The organism is Streptomyces sp. DSM 120436, from assembly GCF_055778765.1.
The window spans coordinates 230,529-249,135 of the sequence record NZ_JBSKBS010000001.1 but is presented as its reverse complement, the minus strand read 5'-3'; the positions used below and the strand labels follow the sequence as shown (position 1 = coordinate 249,135).

Annotated in this window: 12 protein-coding genes; 3 read left to right on the top strand and 9 right to left on the bottom strand. The window is 75.8% G+C overall.

Going from position 1 to position 18,607, the window contains the following annotated elements:
- Positions 1-205 precede the first annotated feature (205 nt).
- From ACWH4W_RS01085 to ACWH4W_RS01050, 8 genes are all read right to left on the bottom strand, one after another.
- A complete protein-coding gene (locus ACWH4W_RS01085; RefSeq protein WP_473073979.1) occupies positions 206-2,875 on the bottom strand; it encodes a serine/threonine-protein kinase in 2,670 nt (889 codons plus the stop codon).
- A gap of 25 nt (positions 2,876-2,900) precedes the next feature.
- Positions 2,901-4,247 (bottom strand): coiled-coil domain-containing protein, encoded by a 1,347-nt coding sequence (locus ACWH4W_RS01080; protein WP_473073978.1) that lies wholly within the window; start codon positions 4,245-4,247, stop codon positions 2,901-2,903.
- 111 nt (positions 4,248-4,358) lie between these two features.
- Positions 4,359-5,414 carry a glutamate ABC transporter substrate-binding protein gene (locus ACWH4W_RS01075; protein ID WP_473073977.1) on the bottom strand — a complete coding sequence of 352 codons (1,056 nt, stop codon included), beginning with the start codon at positions 5,412-5,414 and terminating at the stop codon, positions 4,359-4,361.
- A 38-nt stretch (positions 5,415-5,452) separates the two neighbouring features.
- Positions 5,453-6,898 (bottom strand): hypothetical protein, encoded by a 1,446-nt coding sequence (locus ACWH4W_RS01070; protein WP_473073976.1) that lies wholly within the window; start codon positions 6,896-6,898, stop codon positions 5,453-5,455.
- Positions 6,899-7,130: 232 nt separating this feature from the next.
- Positions 7,131-8,099, bottom strand: coding sequence for an N-acetylglucosamine kinase (locus ACWH4W_RS01065; RefSeq protein ID WP_473073975.1), 969 nt, complete (start codon positions 8,097-8,099; stop codon positions 7,131-7,133).
- Positions 8,090-9,346 (bottom strand): 6-phospho-beta-glucosidase, encoded by a 1,257-nt coding sequence (locus tag ACWH4W_RS01060; protein ID WP_473073974.1) that lies wholly within the window; start codon positions 9,344-9,346, stop codon positions 8,090-8,092. Before ACWH4W_RS01060 ends, ACWH4W_RS01065 begins: the two co-directional genes overlap by 10 nt.
- Positions 9,347-9,395: 49 nt before the next feature.
- The gene (locus tag ACWH4W_RS01055; RefSeq protein WP_473073973.1) at positions 9,396-10,610 is read right to left on the bottom strand and encodes an ROK family transcriptional regulator; all 1,215 of its coding nucleotides are present in this window, start codon (positions 10,608-10,610) and stop codon (positions 9,396-9,398) included.
- A 251-nt stretch (positions 10,611-10,861) separates the two neighbouring features.
- Positions 10,862-11,947: a mechanosensitive ion channel family protein gene (locus ACWH4W_RS01050; protein ID WP_473073972.1), complete on the bottom strand. Its 1,086-nt coding sequence runs from the start codon at positions 11,945-11,947 to the stop codon at positions 10,862-10,864.
- A gap of 314 nt (positions 11,948-12,261) precedes the next feature.
- Here ACWH4W_RS01050 and ACWH4W_RS01045 point away from each other — a divergent pair, with 314 nt between their 5' ends.
- Positions 12,262-12,798 carry an HNH endonuclease gene (locus tag ACWH4W_RS01045; protein ID WP_473073971.1) on the top strand — a complete coding sequence of 179 codons (537 nt, stop codon included), beginning with the start codon at positions 12,262-12,264 and terminating at the stop codon, positions 12,796-12,798.
- Between the two features lie 180 nt (positions 12,799-12,978).
- Here the strand turns inward: ACWH4W_RS01045 and ACWH4W_RS01040 are convergent, their stop codons facing one another.
- Positions 12,979-15,855 (bottom strand): beta-N-acetylglucosaminidase domain-containing protein, encoded by a 2,877-nt coding sequence (locus ACWH4W_RS01040; RefSeq protein WP_473073970.1) that lies wholly within the window; start codon positions 15,853-15,855, stop codon positions 12,979-12,981.
- A gap of 265 nt (positions 15,856-16,120) precedes the next feature.
- Here ACWH4W_RS01040 and ACWH4W_RS01035 point away from each other — a divergent pair, with 265 nt between their 5' ends.
- Both ACWH4W_RS01035 and malQ read left to right on the top strand, forming a co-directional pair.
- Positions 16,121-16,396 (top strand): hypothetical protein, encoded by a 276-nt coding sequence (locus tag ACWH4W_RS01035; protein WP_473073969.1) that lies wholly within the window; start codon positions 16,121-16,123, stop codon positions 16,394-16,396.
- A gap of 1 nt (position 16,397) precedes the next feature.
- Positions 16,398-18,551: a 4-alpha-glucanotransferase gene (malQ, locus tag ACWH4W_RS01030; RefSeq protein WP_473073968.1), complete on the top strand. Its 2,154-nt coding sequence runs from the start codon at positions 16,398-16,400 to the stop codon at positions 18,549-18,551.
- The last annotated feature ends 56 nt before the right edge of the window (positions 18,552-18,607 follow it).

Genomic DNA, 18,607 nt, shown 5'->3' with positions numbered 1-18,607 from the left:
GCGTGGGCGGGGGCGGCGGGACGGGGCGCGCCGACTGCGGCGGCACCGCGCCGTTCACGGCGATCGTCGGTTCGTCCACCGGCCGCGCCGGAACGGCCGACAGGTCGTATCCGCACGCGCCGCAGAAACGATCACCCGACTCGAGGGGCTCCTCGCAGCTCGGACATTTCGACAACGCGGCCTGCTGGGGCATCTGCGACATCAACTACACCCACGTCCGGGGGCGGTAACGATTGGCACGTTCCACCAGGTCGATCCTCTCCTCGCCGCTGCGCGCCAGCCGGGCCAGCGTGCGGTACGAGCGCTCCAGGCCGAAGCGCAGGCCACGCTCGTCCAGGCCGCTGCCGAGCAGCGTCCGCCCCCCGGCGGCGGGAGGAGCGGAACCCTGGCCCCCGGAGAGTACCCAGTCCAGTCCGCAACCGAGGACCTCCGCCGCCAACAGCTCGCGGCGCGCCGGATCCAGACCGTACGACTCCAGGGCCTCGACCTGTCCGGCGGCGGCGGTCAGGTCGTCCAGGAACGGCGCGTCGGCGGCGGTGGCCGTGCGCCCCCGCAACCGCGCCCGGACCGCCGCCACGCGGGCGGCGGTGTAGTGGATGGAGGACTCCGGCACCGACTCCAGCGTCCGTACGGCACCGTGCCGGTCGCCGGCCGCCAGCCGCACCCGGGCCAGCCCGAACGCGGCGCTGACGTGGCTCGGGTCGGTGGCCCACACCAGGCGGTAGTACTCGGCCGCGTTGTCCAGCTGGCCCAGCACCTCCGCGCACAGGCCCAGCGCCAGCTTCGGCGCGATCTCGCCGGGGAAGGCGTCGTAGACCGCGTCGAAGGCGAGCGCCGCGCCCTCGTGGTCGCCGGTGACGAGCGAGGCCACGCCCCGGTACCAGACCACCCGCCAGTCGTCGGGGTCCTCGGCCTCCAGCGCGCCCAGCGCCTCCAGCGCGGTCGCCCACTCGCCCGTCTCCAGCCGGGCCCGCACCCCGCGCAGCCGCGTCTCGGTCGACGGGTCGGGCGCGGCGGCCAGCGCGTGGATCAGCTCGGCGGGCGCGGACGCCAGCAGACCGGCGAGGAAACCGGCGTCGGGGTCGGTGGGCTGGACGTGCGGCACGGGCAGCGCGAGGGCGGCCGTGGGGCAGTCCACGGGCCGGACGAGGGAGGCGGGGGCGCCGGGCCCCGCGCCGGACACGTGGGGCGCGTGGGGCGCGGGAGCGAGGACCGCCGGGGCCTGCGCGCCGGACGCCGGGGCGGGCGCGCCCCTACGGGTGCGGGTGCGGACGCGGGTCCGGGGACGCCGGGCGCCCAGCCGGGACACGTCGCCGTCCAGCCGAGGGAACAACTCCGTGTCCGTCACCCGCGGTTCCGGCCCGAACAGGGTGGACAGCGCCGGGCGCGCCTGCCCCGACTGGAGCGAGACGACCTCCCGCAGCACCCCCGTCAGCTGCTCGGCCATCTCCTGCGCGGAGGCGAACCGGCGCGCCGGGTCCGGGTCCGTGGCACGCACCAGCAGCCGGTAGAAGGACTCGTACCGCCGGAACACCTCGATGGTGTCCGGGTCCGGGAGGGAGTCCGCGTAGACGTTGGTGCAGCCCTGGAAGTCGAAGGTGAGGACGGCCAGCGTGCGGGCGACCGTGTACAGGTCGGACGCCACCGACGGGCCCACCTCGGCGACCTCCGGCGCCTGGTAGCCGACCGTGCCGTAGATGGCCGACTCGTCGTCGTCCATGCGGCGCACCGCGCCCATGTCGATCAGCTTCAGCTGGTCCTCGGTCTGGAGCGCGTTGTCGACCTTGAAGTCGCAGTACAGCAGGTTGCGGCTGTGCAGATGCCCGAGCGCCTCCAGCGCCTCGATGCCGTACGCGCACGCCTGCTCCACCGGCAGCGGGTCGCGCCGGCCCTCCGGTGTGCGGCGGGCGTTGGCGATCTCCTTCAGCGACTTGCCGCCGACGTACTCCATGACGATGTAGCCGTCGAGGGAGCCGGTGCGCTGGTCCAGGTGCTCGACGAAGTTGTAGATCCGCACGATGTTGGCGTGCTCGATCTCCGCGAGGAAGCGGCGCTCCGAGATGGCCGCCGCCATCGCGTCCTGGTCGCCCGTGTCGAGCAGGCCCTTGAGGACCACCCAGCGGTCGGACACGGCCCGGTCCACGGCCAGGTAGATCCAGCCGAGCCCGCCGTGCGCCAGACAGCCGGCCACCTCGTACTGGCCGTGCACCACGTCACCGGGGCGCAGCTTCGGCACGAACGAGTACGGGTGGCCGCACTTGGTGCAGAAGCCCTCCGTGCGGCCCGGCCGGCCGCCGCGGGCCCGGCCCACCGGCGCCCCGCAGTCCGACCGCGAGCAGAACCGCTTCCGCTCCGGCACCTCCGGGGTGTCCAGCACCATCCGCCGCGGGTCGGGCCGCGGGATCGGCGGCACCTGCACCAGCCCCGCGCCGAGCCGGCCCCGGCCCGAACCGCCCGCGCTCGAGCCGGAGCTGCGCACCGACACCGAACGGCCCGCCGCCGTCCGGCCCGACGGCGAACGGGACAGGCGACCGGACACCGAGCGGCGCGACCTCGACGACCGGGACGACGTACGGGCACTGCGGCCGCCGCGCCCGCTCCGGTCGCTGCCCGCGCGTGCGCTGCCCGAACGCGCGCTCCCCGAGCGTGCGCCGGCCGAGCCGTGCGCGTCGCGGCCGGCCGCCGTGATGCCCGTAGGGGGCGACGCCACCAGACCCGTCGGCGACACCACGGGCGCAAGACCGCACGTGTCGCAGTACAGTTCGCCCCCGCCGACGTCGTCGTACGCGCCGTCGCACTCGGGGCGCTGACAGGCGGACCGCTCCCGCGGGGGCGCCGCGGACGCCGCGGACTCCTGGTTCCCCGGTTCGCTCATGCTCCGGCCGCCTCCCCCTCGTCCCTCACGCGCCCGGCCCCCTCCGCTCGTCCGGACCTGCCCCCTGCCCCGGCGCCCCGGGCGAGGCGCCCAGCAGCTCCGCCACCGCCTGCTGGTAGCGCACCACCGCCTGTTCGGCCGCGCGCAGGTCGCACGGCGCGCTCCACAGCATGCGGCGCGCCTTCTCGTACCGCTCCACCAGCAGCGGGTCCTCGGCCAGTCCGTGCCGGGACACCTTCGCCCGGTACGCGTCCAGCCGGCCGCGCAGCTCCGCGCGCACCGCGAGCGGCGCCGTGACCGCCGTCAACGACTCGCGGGCGCGCAGCAGTTCGTCCTCCGCCTGCCGCTCCAGCGACTCCAGCAGCGGGGACAGCCGGTGCCACTGGGCGTGCCTGCGGTACTCCGCCGCCATCGCCACCTGCTCCTGCAGCGCCGTCGGCGGGCCGCTGACCACCGGCACCTCCGTCGCCGCGATCTTCGCCAGCACCTCGCCGCGCGCGGTACGCGCCTCGGCGAGCGTGCGGTCGGCGCGCGACAGCACGTCCCGCAGCCGGACGATGCGCTGCTCCGCGTCCTGCCGGACCGCCAGCACCGCGTCGATCTCGCGGCGCACGTCCTCCAGGGCGCGGGCCGCACGGTCGTACACCGTCGTGTCGGGCTTCCCGCCGCCCGGCGCCGAACTGCCCTCCGCCGGCGTCCAGAACGCCAGCGGGTCCGACACCACCTGCTCGCGCAACTTGGTCAGCGTGCGGGTGATCCGCGCCAGGTCGTCGCCCGCCGGGTGCTCGCCCGGACGCACCCCGACCGAGTGCGCCAGCCCGCTCGTGCGCCGCAGCTCCGCCGACAGCAGATCGATCCGGGCGGGCAGCGCCGACCACACCGCGTCCGCGGCGACCACCATGTCCAGCGAGGACGCGTACAGCTCGTTCATGCGGTCGACGAGGGCGGCGAGGGAGTAGCGCTCGCTGAGCACGCCCGGACCGGCCTGACCGCCCTGCGGGGCCGTCGGGCCGGCGGTCACCGCGGCGCTGCCGGCCACCGTCACCGGCTCGCCGCGCAGCAGCTCCGTCAGCTCCACCAGGTCCTCGCGGCTGGACCAGCGGCGGCGGGCGCGGATGTCCCGTGCGGTGCGCAACACGTCCGTGTACGCGTCGAAGTAGGTCCACAGCAGGGTGATCGCCGCCTCCGTGGACGCCCACCGCTCGGCGGTGACGCCGGTGAGCCGGGCGCCCTCCAGCAGTCGTCGGCCCGCGTGGTCCTGCAGGGCGAGGAGCGAGGTCTCGATCGCCTCGTGCTCCGCGCCGAGCCGCGCCAGCGCACGGTCCACCTCGTCCCGGTCCAGCACCGGCCCGGCGGGATCCGTGTCGGCCATCGATCACCTTTCGCTGCGGGGGAATTCAGGGGGAGTTCAAGGGGGTCGGGTCGGGGTCGGGGTCTCGTGGACGGGGGCTCGTGGACGGGGGCGGGTCGTGGACGGGCGCGGTCAGCCGCGGCGCCGGTACTCCGGGGCCGGGGGCCTCGACGCGGACGGGTCGTCGTCCAGCGTGGCGGAGAGCCACCTCGTGTACGAGGCCTGCCAGCCGGCCGCGGTGTCCTGCCGGAAGTCCACCAGGATCTGGTTGACCCGGCGGACCAGGTCGTCCGCGTCCTTCTTCATCGCCACGCCGTAGTACTCGGTCGTGAACGCCTCGCCCTTGAGCTCCACCGTCGGATCCTGCGCGGCCTGGCTCGCCGCGAGGGCGCCGTCGTTGACGACCGCGTCCACCTCGCCGAGCTGGAGCCGCACCAGGCAGTCCAGTTGGTTGGGCACGGTGGTGGAGATGTCCGTGGACGCCGGCAGGGCGCCGCTCCTCTTGTCCTCCTCCAGCTTCGCGTGGGCCGTCGAGCCCTTCGCCGTGCAGATCCTGCGGTCCGCGAGCGTCTCGTCGTACCCCTCGACCGGGGAGGACTTGGGCGCCAGCACCTGCTGGCCCGTCTTGAAGTACGGGGCGGAGAACGCCACGTCCTCCAGGCGCGAGCAGGTGATCGTCATCGTGCGGACGACCAGGTCCACCCGGCCGTCCTGGATCGCCGGGATGCGCTGGTCCGTGGGGATCGCCTTGAACTGGACGGCGTCCGGGTCGCCGAGGACGTCCTCGGCGATGCGGTGCACCAGGTCGATGTCGAAGCCCTCGAGGCGGCCGCTCTCGCCGCTGTTCGGGTCGCGGTAGCCCCAGCGGTAGCTGTTCTGGTCCACGCCGACGACCAGCTTGCGCTTCTCGCCGGGGCGGGCCTTGATCGCCGCGATGGCGGGGCCGTCGGCGCGGGACGGGGACAGGGTCTGCTTCTCGGGGGCCTCGCAGTCGTCGGCCGCGCGGGTGTCGGCGGTCAGCGCCCGGGTGGTGCGCTCGCCCGCCCGGTGGGGTGCGTCCGCCTGTGAGGCGACCGAGCCCGTGCAGGTCAGGGCGAGCGCCAGGACGAGCGCGACGGCGCAGGCCGCCGCCATCGCACCCACTCCGCCCCAGCCCTTCAGCCGGGCCCGCAGGTGTCGTACGTGCATGGTCAGGGCCCCCTCCGGCTCCGTCGTCCGCCGCTCCCTCATCGGTACTCCGACAGCCTGCGGCCGATGCCCAGCACCGCGCCCGCCGCGCCCAGCACGCCGAGGACCGCCGCGCCCGTCGGCAGACCCGTCAGCGCGTCCCGGCCGGCGCCGGCCGCCGCCGCGAACTCGGCCTCCTCGTGCTCCAGCGCCCGCGCCAGGCTCGTGTCGACGGCGTCGAAGCATTCGCCCGTCGTGCCCTTCGCGCCGATCACCAGGTCCAGCGCCTGCTGGTAGTTGCCGTTCTCGTCCTGCTCGCGGGCCGCCGCGTGACGCTTCCGCCACTCCGTCATGCCGCCCAGCGCGGCGGTCACCGGCTGCGCGCCGGTGCCGTCGTCCGCGAGACGCCGGGCGTGGGCCAGGCCCTCGGCGAGGGCGTCCATGTCACGGGTGAAGTCGTGGTCGTAGGCGTCGAGGGTCTCGTCACCGACCTTCCTCGTCTCCGCGCCGCGGGCCACCAGGGTGAGGTTCTCGTTGCCGCGGGCCTTGAGGGAGGCGATGCGGGCGTCGTGCAGGACGTCGAGGGACCGGACGCCGTGGTCGTACGACGCGTCGAGGTGCGAGCGGGCGAGGGCGTGACCGGCGGTCAGCCAGAGGAGGACGACGCCCGCTGCCGCCGTCGCCGCCACCAGGCCGGGGTTGAGCACGCGGTGGGTGCGGAGGTAGGTGCGGCGCTGGACCCAGGCGAGGGCGGCGAGGGCGGCCAGGCCGAGGGCGATCGCCGGCCAGGGGCGGGGGGTCGCGTCCGCGTAGTCCGAGCGGAGGCGCTGGTTCTCCTTGGTGTACAGGTCCTGCGCGGCCGGGAGCATCTCCTGCTGCATCTTCTCGTTCGCGTAGCGCAGGTAGGCGCCGCCCACGGGATAACCCTGGCGGTTGTAGGTGCGGGCGCGCTCGACCAGGCCCTTGTACTCGGGGAGCAGGCGGTTGAGCTCGGTGATCGTCTCCGTGGAGGAGGAGCCGGGGGCCGCGTTGGCCGCGGCGTTGACGAGTTTCGCGGCGGCGGTCGCGATGTCGCGTTCGTAGCGGTCGCGGGTGGCGGCCGATTCCTGGCCTCCCGCGAGGAAGCCGCTGCTCGCCGCGGTGTTGGCGTCCGCGAGGGAGCGGTAGATGTCCGCGGCGTCCGAGGTGAGGGGCTGGCTGCTGGTGAGGACGGCGTCGGCGGCCGCGGCCCGGTCCGTGGTCTGCCAGGCGGCGACCGCGCCGAACGCGACGACGAGGGAGGCCAGGAACGCGCCGATGACGCGGAGCCGGCCGGGTTCCGTGGTGGCGGCGTGGCGGAGCTGGTCGACGCCCTCGGCGAAGGCGGTGCGGCGGCGGGCGGGGGGCGGCGCCGGCGGGGTGGTGCTGCCGGGTGCGGCGGGGGCGGCGGGCGCCGCGGGGGCCGACGGCTGCGACGGGACCGCGGGCAGCGTCGGTGGTGCGCCCGTGTGCGGTGTGTGTGTCATCTGACCTCCCCCAGGGTCATCCTCCGCGGCAAGTATCGCCGTCGGGCGCGACATCCGCACCGGCCTTGGCACGATCTTGATCCCTATGCGGCGTGACGACCGGAAGTCCCGGCCGCCGCTCCCCACCCTGCCCAGGAAGACGCCCGGGAAATCCGTTCGGTTTCGGGAGGGCGCGGCCGCCGGTGGGACGCTCCGCCCGTCCCCTTCCCGCCGCACGCGGCGGCGGGCCCGGCTACGTGAAGTGCGCCCGCAGACGTGCGTGCGCATCCGGGGGAGCCGCTACGTCGTCCAGGCCGAGGAGGGCCGCCCCCAGGACGGGGCTCGCCGTGACCACGTGGGGTACGGCCTTGGGGGCCGCGGTCGCCAGTCGGGTGCGGATGCCCTCCATGAGGAGGGGGTGTCGAGCCGCCAGGACGCTGCCTCCCAGGACGACCGGGGTCTCCTCGTCCAGGAGGTCCAGGCGGGTCAGGACCACTGCCGCCATCGAGACGATCTCGGCGGCCTGGCGGTCGACGACGGCGCGGGACACGGGGTCGCCCTGGGCCGCCGTCGCGAAGAGGACGGGGGCCGCCTCGTGGCGGCGGTGGGGCGGGATGCGGTGGAGGTGCAGGGCCTCGATCAGGGCGGGCATGCCGGGGACGCCGTAGTGGGCGGGGAGAGCGGTGGTCAGGGCCGTCGCCTCGCCTCTGCCGTCGTCCGCGCGGGCCGCGTGCCACAGGGCCTCCTCGGCCAGGGCCCAGCCGCCGCCCCAGTCGCCCGAGATGCGGCCGAGCGCCGGGAAGCGCGCCGTACGGCCGTCGGGGCGCAGCCCCGCGCAGTTGATGCCCGCGCCGCAGACCACGGCCACACCCCGGGGCTCCGGGGCCCCCGCGCGCAGGACGGCGAAGGTGTCGTTGCGGACCGCGACCGTGTCCGACCAGGCGCGGGATGCGACGGCTTCGGTGAGTTCCTCCTCCTCGACGGGGAGGTCCGCGTTGGCCAGACAGGCCGAGACGTGGGCCGCTCGGGGGACGCCCGCCCTCCCCAGGGCCTCGGTGACCGTGGCGGAGAGGGCGGTCATGGCCCCGTCCAGGCCGTCCGCGGGTGGGCGGAAACCCCCTCCCCGGGCCGTGGACAACACCGTGCCGTCGGGGGCGATCACCGCCACGTCCGTCTTGCTGTTGCCCCCGTCGACGGCGAGGACGGCCGCGGTCAGGCCCACGTGAGGTGCTCCCGGTTGTGCGCGATCAGCTCGTCGGTCAGGCGGTCGGCGTACGCGTACTGGCCGATCAGGGGGTGGGCGAGGAGGGCGCGGAGGACCCGGTCGCGGCCGCCGTGCAGGGCCGCCTCCAGGGCGAGGTCCTCGTAGGCCGCGACGTTCGCCACCAGGCCCGCGAAGAGGGGGTCGAGCGGAGCCACGGGGAGGGGTTCCGCCCCCTTGGTGGTGACCGTCGCGGGGACTTCCACGACCGCGTCGTCGGGGAGGAAGGGGAGGGCGCCGTTGTTGGCCGTGTTGACGACCTGGCGCTTCGGGCCCGCGTCGCGCAGGAGGGCCGCCGCCAGGTCGACGGCCGCCTCCGAGTAGTACGCGCCGCCCCGCTCGGCCAGCAGGGCTGGCTTCCCGTCGAGGGCGGGGTCCGCGTAGAGGGCGAGCAGTTCCCTTTCCACGCGGGCCACTTCGGCCGCCCGGGAGGGCTTGGCGCGCATCTCTCCCACGACCTCGTCGTGCGCGTAGAAGTAGCGGAGGTAGTAGGAGGGGATCACGCCCAGGCCGTTCAGGAGGGGGAGGGGGAGGCGGAGGTCCGCGGCGATGGTGTCGCCGTGGTCGGCCAGCAGGCGGGGGAGGACGTTCTCGCCGTCGACGTGGACGGCCGTTTCCCAGGTGAGGTGGTTGAGGCCCACGTGGCCGAGGCGGACCTCCGCGGGGGCGACGTCCAGGAGGGCGGCGAACTTGCGCTGGAGGCCGATCGCCACGTTGCACAGGCCCAGGGCCTTGTGGCCGGCCTGGAGCAGGGCGCGGGTGACGATGCCGACGGGGTTGGTGAAGTCGATGATCCACGCGTCGGGGGCGGTGCGGCGGACCCGTTCGGCGATGTCCAGGACGACCGGGACCGTGCGCAGCGCCTTGGCCAGGCCGCCCGCGCCGGTGGTCTCCTGGCCGACGCAGCCGCACTCCAGGGGCCATGTCTCGTCCTGGAGGCGGGCCGCCTGGCCGCCCACCCGGAGCTGGAGGAGGACCGCGTCGGCGCCGTCCACCGCCGCGTCCAGGTCGGCGGTCGTCGTGATGCGGCCGGGGTGGCCCAGGCGGGCGAAGATGCGGCGGGACAGCGGGCCGATCAGGTCGAGGCGGTCCGTCGCCGGGTCGGTCAGGACCAGCTCGGTGACGGGCAGGACGTCCCTCAGCCGCGCGAAGCCGTCGACGAGTTCGGGGGTGTAGGTCGAGCCTCCGCCGACCACGGTGAGTTTCATGTGCTCTCCCTTGCCTCCGGTGCGGGTGACGCCCTCGGACAGGGCGGGGTCAGCGCGAGGTGTCGAAGACCTCGTCGCGGGTGGCCGCGAGCGCGCTCTCCAGCGCGCCGCGCAGCACGGGGTGTTCGCGGACGCCGGCCGTCGCGAGTCGCGGCCGGGATGCGGCCAGTTCCGCCAGCTCGCTCTGGACCAGATCGCGCAGCGGCTCGCCGCCGGCGGTGAGGGCGGTGCCGCTCAGCACGACGAGTCCGGGGTCGAGGACGGCGACCAGGGAGGCCAGGCCGGTCGCCAGCCGGGTGGCGTAGGCACGCAGCAGCGCGCGGTGCGGTTCCTCGTCGGGGCGGGACGCGGCACGCTCCAGCAGGGCCGCAGCCACCTCGGGGTACGGACCCTCCGGGACGTCCTCGACGCCCAGTTCGCGGGCGAGCCGGGGCACCGCCTGGGCGCCGGCCAGCTCCTGGAAGCCACCGCTGCCGGCCCGGGTGACCTGGCGGGCCGGCGGGACGCCGGGCACCGGCAGGAAGCCGACCTCGCCGGCGCCGCCGGTGAAGCCCCGGTACAGCCGGCCGCCCAGCACCAGGGCGGCGCCCAGGCCCTCCTGGCTCCACAGCAGGACGAAGTCGCCGTGGCCGCGGGCCGCGCCCAGCCGCCGCTCGGCGAGGGCGACGAGGTTGACGTCGTTCTCGTACGCGAGCGGCATGGGCAGGGCGGCCGCCAGCTCCTCCAGCAGCGTGGGGGAGTGCCAGCCGGGCAGGTGGGAGGCGTAGCGCAGGCGGCCGGTGTTCGGGTCGAACGCGCCGGGTGTGCCGATCACCGTGCGGTGGACGTCCGCGCGGGTCAGCCCGGCCGCCTTCACCGCGCCGTCCAGGACGTCCGTGACCTGCTGGACGACCGGCACGGCGGGGCGGCGGCCGGGGGTGGGCAGTTCGTGGTGGCCGACGGTGCGGCCGGTGATGTCGGCGACGGCCGCGCGGATCCGGTGCGGGCTCACGTCCAGCCCGGCGGCGTACGCGGCGGCCGGGTTCACGGCGTAGAGCTGGGCGCCCGGACCCGGGCGGCCCTCGGTGGTGCCGGTGGCGAGGACCAGTCCGGCGGCCTCCAGACGGGCCAGGAGCTGGGAGGCGGTCGGCTTGGACAGGCCGGTGAGCCGGCCCATCCGGGTGCGTGAGAGCGGGCCGTGCTCCAGCAGGAGGTCCAGGGCGGCGCGGTCGTTCATGGCGCGCAGGACGCGGGGGGTGCCCGGCGTGCCGGCTGTTCCTGCCACGGGGTGCGCCACCTGCCCTTCGTCGGCTGCGCGGCTTCTCAGCGGGCCGCCCGGGACGTCCGTCCCGGGGCGTCCTCCCGGCGACTGTCAGGAAACCTTCCTTCCGGATGGGGAGGAAGGTAAGCCTGCCGGGGAACGGCCGTCAAGAGCGGACCCCCGGACGTGCCAAGGGGCGGCGCCCGGGAGGCCCCGGGACACGCGAAGGGGCGGCGCCCGGGAGGTCCCGGGCGCCGCCCCACGGCGGTCTTCGGCTACTTGGCGGTGTTCGGCCCCGGCAGCGGGGACGCGGCCATCGACTGCGGCGACACCGAGCTGGCGTACGCGGACGGCGCGGCCATCCCGGCCGCCGGGTCGGCGGCCGGGGCGTCCTCCGTGGCCGTGGCGCCGCCGACGATGCGGATGCCGTTCGCGTCGAAGGCGCGCTTGATGCGCCAGCGCAGCTCCCGCTCCACGGTCAGCGACTTGCCCGGCATGGTCTTCGCGGAGACCCGGACCACCATCGAGTCCAGCAGCACCGAGTCCAGGCCCAGCACCTCGACCGGGCTCCACAGGAGCTCGTTCCAGGGCTCCTCCTTGCTCGTCCGCTCGGCGACCTCGCTGAGGACGGCCTTCACCCGGTCCAGGTCCTCGTCGGAGCGGACCGTGACGTCCACGTTGGCGGTCGCCCAGCCCTGCGACAGGTTCCCGATGCGCTTGACCTCGCCGTTGCGGACGTACCAGATCTCGCCGTCGGCGCCGCGCAGCTTCGTCACCCGCAGCCCCACCTCGATCACCTCGCCGGTGGCCACGCCCGCGTCGACCGTGTCGCCGACGCCGTACTGGTCCTCCAGGATCATGAAGACGCCGGAGAGGAAGTCCGTGACCAGGTTGCGGGCGCCGAAACCGATCGCCACACCGGCCACACCGGCCGACGCGAGCAGCGGCGCCAGGTTGATCTGGAAGGTGCCGAGCACCATCAGCGCGGCCGTGCCCATGATCAGGAACGAGGCCACCGAGCGCAGCACCGAGCCGATCGCCTGCGACCGCTGGCGGCGGCGCTCCGCGTTGACCAGCAGGCCCCCGAGGCCGCCGCCCTCCAGGGACTGGCCGCTGCGGGACATGCGGTCCACCAGCTGGGTGATGGCCCGTCGGACGAGCACCCGCAGGACCACCGCGATCACCGCGATGAGCAGCACCCGCAGCCCGATCGCGAGCCACGTCGACCAGTTCTCCTCGACCCAGCCGGCCGCGTTCGTGGCGCTCTCCTGGGCGTCCTTGAGCGAGGGGACCCGTGGCGTCTCCGACTCCGAGGGGATCGGCGAGGGGTCGGCGGCCGACAGGACGGCGGACAAGGACACGGCGGGTACCTCCAGGTGCACGACCCGTCCCCGGTGCGGACGTCAAGGTCTGGGAGATCACGAACAGGTCACCGGTGGGGACGGAACCCCCACACTAACGGGGCATTGTCAGCGGACCGGCGGAATGCGTGAAGAAGAGACCGCGCTCACCCGCGCGTGAACAGGCCATGATCCCGGGGAGGCACCGGATGTGGTCGAAAACACTTCCAGCCCGTTACCGGGACATGGTGGCGCGTTCACCAGGCATGAGGGGAGACTGACTACGGATCGTCCCGGCGCGAGCCACGCGCCGCCGGCGTACAAGGAGGCCGTCCGTGCCGCATGCCCTGGTCCTCAACGCGTCGTACGAGCCGCTCGGCGTCGTACCGCTCCGCCGCGCGCTCGTGCTCGTCCTCGAGAACAAGGCAGTCTGCCTCGAGGAGACCGGCGCCCATCTGCACAGCGCGACCGTCACCGTCCCCGCACCCAGCGTGGTCCGGCTCAAGCGTTTCGTGCGGGTCCCCTACCGGGGGCCCGTTCCGCTCACCCGCAGGGCGCTGTTCGCCCGTGACGGGGGCCGGTGCGTGTACTGCGGCGGCGTCGCCACCAGCGTCGACCACGTCGTCCCGCGCAGCCGCGGCGGCAAGCACGTCTGGGACAACGTGGTGGCGTCCTGCCGCCGCTGCAACCACGTGAAGGCCGACCGCCACCTGTTCGAACTGGGCTGGCGCCTGCGCCACAAGCCGGCCCCGCCGACGGGCCTGGCCTGGCGCATCATCGGTACGGGCCACCGGGACCCGCGCTGGCTGCCCTACCTGCAGCCGTACGGGGCGGAGGACGCGTTGGCGCGGATCGACGGGATCCCGGCGTAAGGGCGGCGGCCCGTGCGGGGCTCCGGGCCGTCCACGCGGTCCCGGGCGCCCGGGGCAGGCGGGTCACGCCGTCGCCGCGGAGCAGGGCCGTGCGGGCCGCCTCGGCGGCGCGCCCCTCCAGGGCGCCGGCCAGGACCCGCTTCGTCGGGCGGCGTTCCGGATCGGTGCGCCTTTGAATGATCATTCCGCGACCGCGTACGCCTCCACCGACCACAGCGAGTACCCGTACCGGGTGGCGCGCTGTTCGCCCTGGACGCGGATGTGGCGGACGTCCGGCTCGTCCATGCGGACCGTCTCGTGGCCGCCGCGGCTGTCGCGGACCTCCGCCGCCGTGCGCCAGGACCGGCCGTCCCCGGACACCTCGACGCGGTACGCCGAGGCGTGCGCGTCCTGCCAGCGCAGGTCGACCTTCCCCAGTCGCACCGGACGGTCCAGCTCCACCTGCCACCACGCGTCGTCCTCGGCCGGGGACGACCACCGCGTGCCGGGATCGCCGTCGTTGGCCGCGGAGGCCGGGAAGTCGGGCGTCTCGTCGGCCGAGGACTCCGCCCGGCCGGTGCGGGCCAGGTCGGGGCCCCCGACGGGCGGCACGGCGTCCACGGTCAGCGTGCGTACCGCGCCGCCGAAACCGAGCCGGACGTCGTAGGACCGCGTGGGCGTGCCCGGCTCCACGGTCACCTCGACCGGCACCCGCAGCGACGTGCCGCGCGGCACGGACAGCGGCCGCTCCGGCACGCGCACGTCGACGCCCTCCGGCGCGTCCGCGGTCAGCCGGTCCCGTACGTCCTCGGGGCGGGCCGAGCCGAGGGTGACGGTCACCGTGCGGGTGCGGCCGATGTCGGCGTCCGCGCGGTCGCCGGGCAGTTCCATCACGGCGTCCGGCACGTCGGCGAACCACGGCACCACGTGCCGCACCCGCTCCGGGTCCGCGTCCACCACCCGGACCGCGTCCACCGGCTTCTCACCGGCGCGCAGTTCGGTGGCGCCCTCCGCGGCCAGCGCGCCGATCCGCCGCCAGGTCCCGTCGGCCGTCCGCACCTCCACGGAGCCCGTGGCGCCCGGGTCGGTCAGCACCGTCACCGTGTCCAGCGTCCGGGCGCGCTCCAGCCGCAGCGCGCCGCCGTCGCCGCCGCTCCCGGACGGCGCGTGCGCGATGCCCGCCCAGCTCTCGTACGCCGTGCGCGCCCGGTTCAGGAACGGGTCCAGCACGCCCTCGGCGACCGTCACCCGCGCCGGCTCCAGCTCCGCGCGGATGCTCTCCAGCCGCCGGTACGCGGCCCAGGCGTCGCCCGCGTCGCCGGCCTGCTGGGCGCGCAGCATGTCCAGCGCCGCCGTGCCTGCCTCGCCGTACCGGGCGAGGCGCCCGGTCCAGGGGGTGATCTCGTCGCCGAGGGAGGTGCCGGACAGCCGGCCGGGCAGCTCGCGCAGGTCGGTGAAGGCGGCGCGCAGCCGCCCGGCCGCCGCCGTGTCACCCGCGCCGCGCGCGGTGGGCCGGGTGCGCCAGAACTCCTCGATCAGCGGCCGCAGATACGCCGACTCCGTGCCGCCGAGCACCGAGGAGGCGGTGTTGCGGGCGAGGGCGGTCAGCGCCTTCTCGCGCCGGGCGTCGCCGCCGGCCAGGTCGGCGATCGCGGCCCGCCAGGATTCCCGGGGGCGGTACGCGCGCGGGTTCCAGGCGAAGTCGGCGGCCGTGAAGAGGGGGATGCGCGACGCCTCGGGCTGTTCCATCGCGTTGGCGAGCAGCGCGGCCGAACCGGCGGCCACGGCGGGCTCCCGGCCCTGGTAGGGGCCGAGGAAGAGCCGCCCGGGGGCGTAGTCGTTGACCGGGTAGTTGTCCATCGTCACCAGCGGGTGCGCGAACACCTCGCGCGCCTCGGCCAGTTGACGGCCCGTGATGGTGCGGGGGACCACGCCGACGCCGGTCCACGCCACCTCGACGCCGTCGTCCAGCTCCCGCGCCAGCTCCCGCCGGTACGCGGTCGAGCCGTCCTCGTAGTACTCGGTGGGCATCAGGGACAGCGCCGGTGCGTCCGGGTACCGCCGGTCCAGGTGCCGGGCGACCGCGTTCGCCACGTGCGCCTGGGCGCGGGCGGCCGCCTCGGGGCCGGAGCCGAACCGCTCGGCGTCCGCCCCGCAGTGCCACTCGCTGTAGCTGACGTCCTGGAACTGCACCTGGAAGGCGCGGAAGCCCAGCGCCCACATCGCGTCCAGCTTGCGGGTCAGCGCCCGCAGGTCGTCGTCCGAGGACAAGCACATCGCCTGCCCCGGCGCCACGGCCCAGCCGAGGGTGACGTGGTTGCGGGCGGCCCGCTCGGCCAGCTCCCGGAACTCCGCGCGCCGCTCGGCCGGGTACGGCTCGCGCCAGCGGGCCTGCCGGTGCGGGTCGTCGCCGGGCGCGTACAGGTACCGGTTCAGCTTGGCGCGGCCCATGAAGTCGAGCTGGGCGAGGCGCTGCCGGTGCGTCCACGGGGTGCCGTAGAAGCCCTCGGTGACCCCGCGCACGGCGGTGCCCGGCCAGTCCCGCACGGCGGCGGCGGTGATCGTGCCGTCCGGGCGGACCAGGCGGCGCAGGGTCTGCACGGCGTGGAAGAGGCCGTCGCCGTCCGCCCCGGCCAGGGTCACGGAGCCGCCGCCCGCGGTGAGGGTGTAGCCGCCCGCCGGGAGGGCGTGACGGGGGTCGGTGGAGGCGCGTTCGCCGCCGGCGCGCACCACGAGCGCCCCCTCGGGCACCGGTGCGCCGGGGTCGGTGAACCTGCGTGCGCCGGCCTCCCGCAGGACGTCCTTCAGCGCCTCCAGGGCGTACGGGTCCGCTCCCGGCTCCGCGCTCAGGGCGACCTCCTCGGTCACCCGGACCGGGGCGCCGTTCGCGCGCAGGGAGTGCGGGCGCGGCCACACCGGCGGGACGCCGGCGTCGGCCGGGTCGGCGGCGGGCGACCGGGTCGGGCCGGGCGCGGGCACGGCCGTCGCGGCGGGGGCGGCGCCCAGGGATCCGGCGAGTACGGCGAGTGCGAGTGCGGTCCTCCGCGCGGTCGCCGTTCTGCCACGCCACAGCTGCACGAGGCCCCTCCTGATCCCCCGGACCGGCCGGCCTACGACCGGCGGCCGTGTCCATTCCGTTACCGAGACGCCCCGACCCCACCACTCCCGGAGCGAACGTGTCAATCAGAGGGGGTGTTGTGACGCGTTTGTCCCCCCGTGGAGTGGCGGTGAAGGGGAAGAATGTGACCAGGTTCACGTTGAACGACTTTGTGCGTCTGCGCTCGCGTCCGCTGGGTAGGGCTGCGAGATGACCCGCACGCCCGGCTCGACGAGGAGGCCCTTGGTGGCTACAGCGGCATACGTCTTCCCCCCGGTCCTGTCCAAACCCGTGGCGGAGCACTCCGCCCGCGACCCTTACGACTGCGTCGTCGGCGCCGAGGGCACCGGCGCCGAGGCCCCCCTGACCAGTGAACCCCCGCTCCCCGACGCGGAGCCCCTGACCAGCGAGCCGCCGCTCGCCGACGCCACCCCGCTGACCAGCGAGTCCGACGCCTTCTCCGACCCCTCGGACCCCGCGGGACTCGACTCCTTCCCGGCCCAGTACCGCCCGGAGCCCTAGGGTGACCGCGCCACGGCCGGACGGGACCCCCACCGAGGCGCTGTCCCGGCTCGCCGCCCTGCACGGCGTCGCCACCTCCTACAGCCCCTCCCCCGACACCACCGTCCCGGCCTCGACGACCGCCGTCACGCTCGCGCTGGCCGCCCTCGGCGTCGACGCGTCCACCGAGGAGACCGCCCGCGCCGCCCTGGCCGCGCGCGAGCGGGAGACCGCCGGGCGGCTGCTGCCCCCCACCGTCGTCGGCTGGGGCGACCGCCCGCCCGGCGCGCTCGCCGCGCTGCCCGAGGGCACCCGGCTGGAGATCCGCACCGAGGACGGCGGCACGCACCCGTCCGCCGAGGGTCTCCCGCCCGGCGTGCACCTGCTGACCGCCACCGCCCCCGACGGCCGCACCGCCCGCGCCCATCTGATCGTCGCGCCGCCCCGGCTGCCCGCCCCCGGGGGACGCTCGTACGGACTGCTGGTGCAGCTCTACTCCCTGCTCTCCCGGCGCTCCTGGGGCATGGGCGACCTCGCCGACCTCGGGGAGCTCGCCGGGTGGGCAGGACGCGCGCTGGGCGCCGGATTCGTGCAGGTGAACCCGCTGCACGCGGCCGTCCCCGGCCCCCCGACCGACCCCTCGCCCTACCGCCCCTCCTCGCGCCGCTTCCCCGACCCCGTGCACCTGCGGGTCGAGGCCGTGCCCGAGTTCGCGCACGTCGAGGACCGCGAGCGGCTGCACGCCCTGCTGGAGCGGGGCGCCCGGCTGCGGGAGGCGGTGCTCGCCAAGGGCGAGCTGATCGACCGGGACGCGGTCTGGGAGGCCAAGCGGGAAGCCCTCGAACTGGTGCGGAAGGTCCCGCTCGGCCCCGGCCGCGCCGCCGCCCTGCACGCCTTCCGCGCCGAGCAGGGGCAGGCCCTGGAGGACCACGCCACCTGGTACGCGCTCGCCGAGGCGCACGGCCCCGACTGGCGCCGCTGGCCCGCCCCGCTGCGCGACCCCCGCTCGGCGGGGACCGCCCGCGCCCGCGAGGAGCTGCGGGACCGCGTCGACTTCCACACCTGGCTCGTCTGGCTCACCGACGCCCAGCTCACCGCCGCCCAGCGGACCGCGCGGGAGGCCGGGATGCCGGTGGGGATCGTGCACGACCTGGCCGTCGGCGTGCATCCCACCGGCGCGGACGCCTGGGCGCAGCAGGACCACTTCGCGCCCGGCATGTCGGTCGGCGCGCCCCCGGACGCGTTCAACGCGCGCGGCCAGGACTGGGGGCTGCCGCCCTGGCGCCCCGACCGCCTCGCCGAGAGCGGGTACGCCCCCTTCCGCGACCTGCTGCGGGGCCTGTTCCGGTACGCGGGCGCCCTGCGCATCGACCACGTGATGGGCCTGTTCCGGCTCTGGTGGGTGCCCGAGGGCCGCCCGCCCACCGAGGGGACGTACGTCCGCTACGACGCCGAGGCCATGCTCGCCGTGCTCGTCCTGGAGGCGTCCCGCGCCGGGGCGCCGGTGATCGGCGAGGACCTCGGGACGGTCGAGCCCGGGGTGCGCGAGGCGCTGCGCGACCGCGGGGTGTACGGCACGTCGGTGCTGTGGTTCGAGCGGGACTGGGAGGGCGACCGCCGGCCGCTGCCGCCGGAGAGCTGGCGCGCCGACTGCCTGGCCACGGCCACCACCCACGACCTCCCGTCCACCGCCGCCCGTCTCACCGGCGAGCACGTGGAACTGCGCGACCGCCTGGGCCTGCTCGCCCGGCCCCTCGCCGAGGAGCGGGCGGAGGCCGCGGCGGACGTGGAGGAGTGGCTGGAGCTGCTGGAGCGGCTCGGCCTGCTGCCCGGCCCGGACGGAGACACGGACGGTGGGACGGCCGGTAGGACGGACAGTGGCCCGGATGGCAGGACGGCCGGCGGCACGGACGCCTCCCGGGAGGAGGCCGGCGTCCAGGCGGTCCACCGCTACCTGCTGCGCACCCCGGCCCGCATGGTCGGGGTGTGGCTGCCGGACGGCGTCGGGGACCGCCGCCCGCAGAACCTGCCCGGCACCTCGGACGAGTACCCGAACTGGCGGCTGCCCGTCGCCGACGCCGAGGGGCGCCCGGTGACGCTGGAGGACCTGGCGGCGTCCCCCCGGCTGCGGGCGCTGGCCGACGTGCTGCGCGCCGGCGCCGCGCCCGGTGGCTGACCGGCCCGCGCGCCCGTACGGCACCCCGGGCGCGCGGCCCCCGACCCGGTTCGATA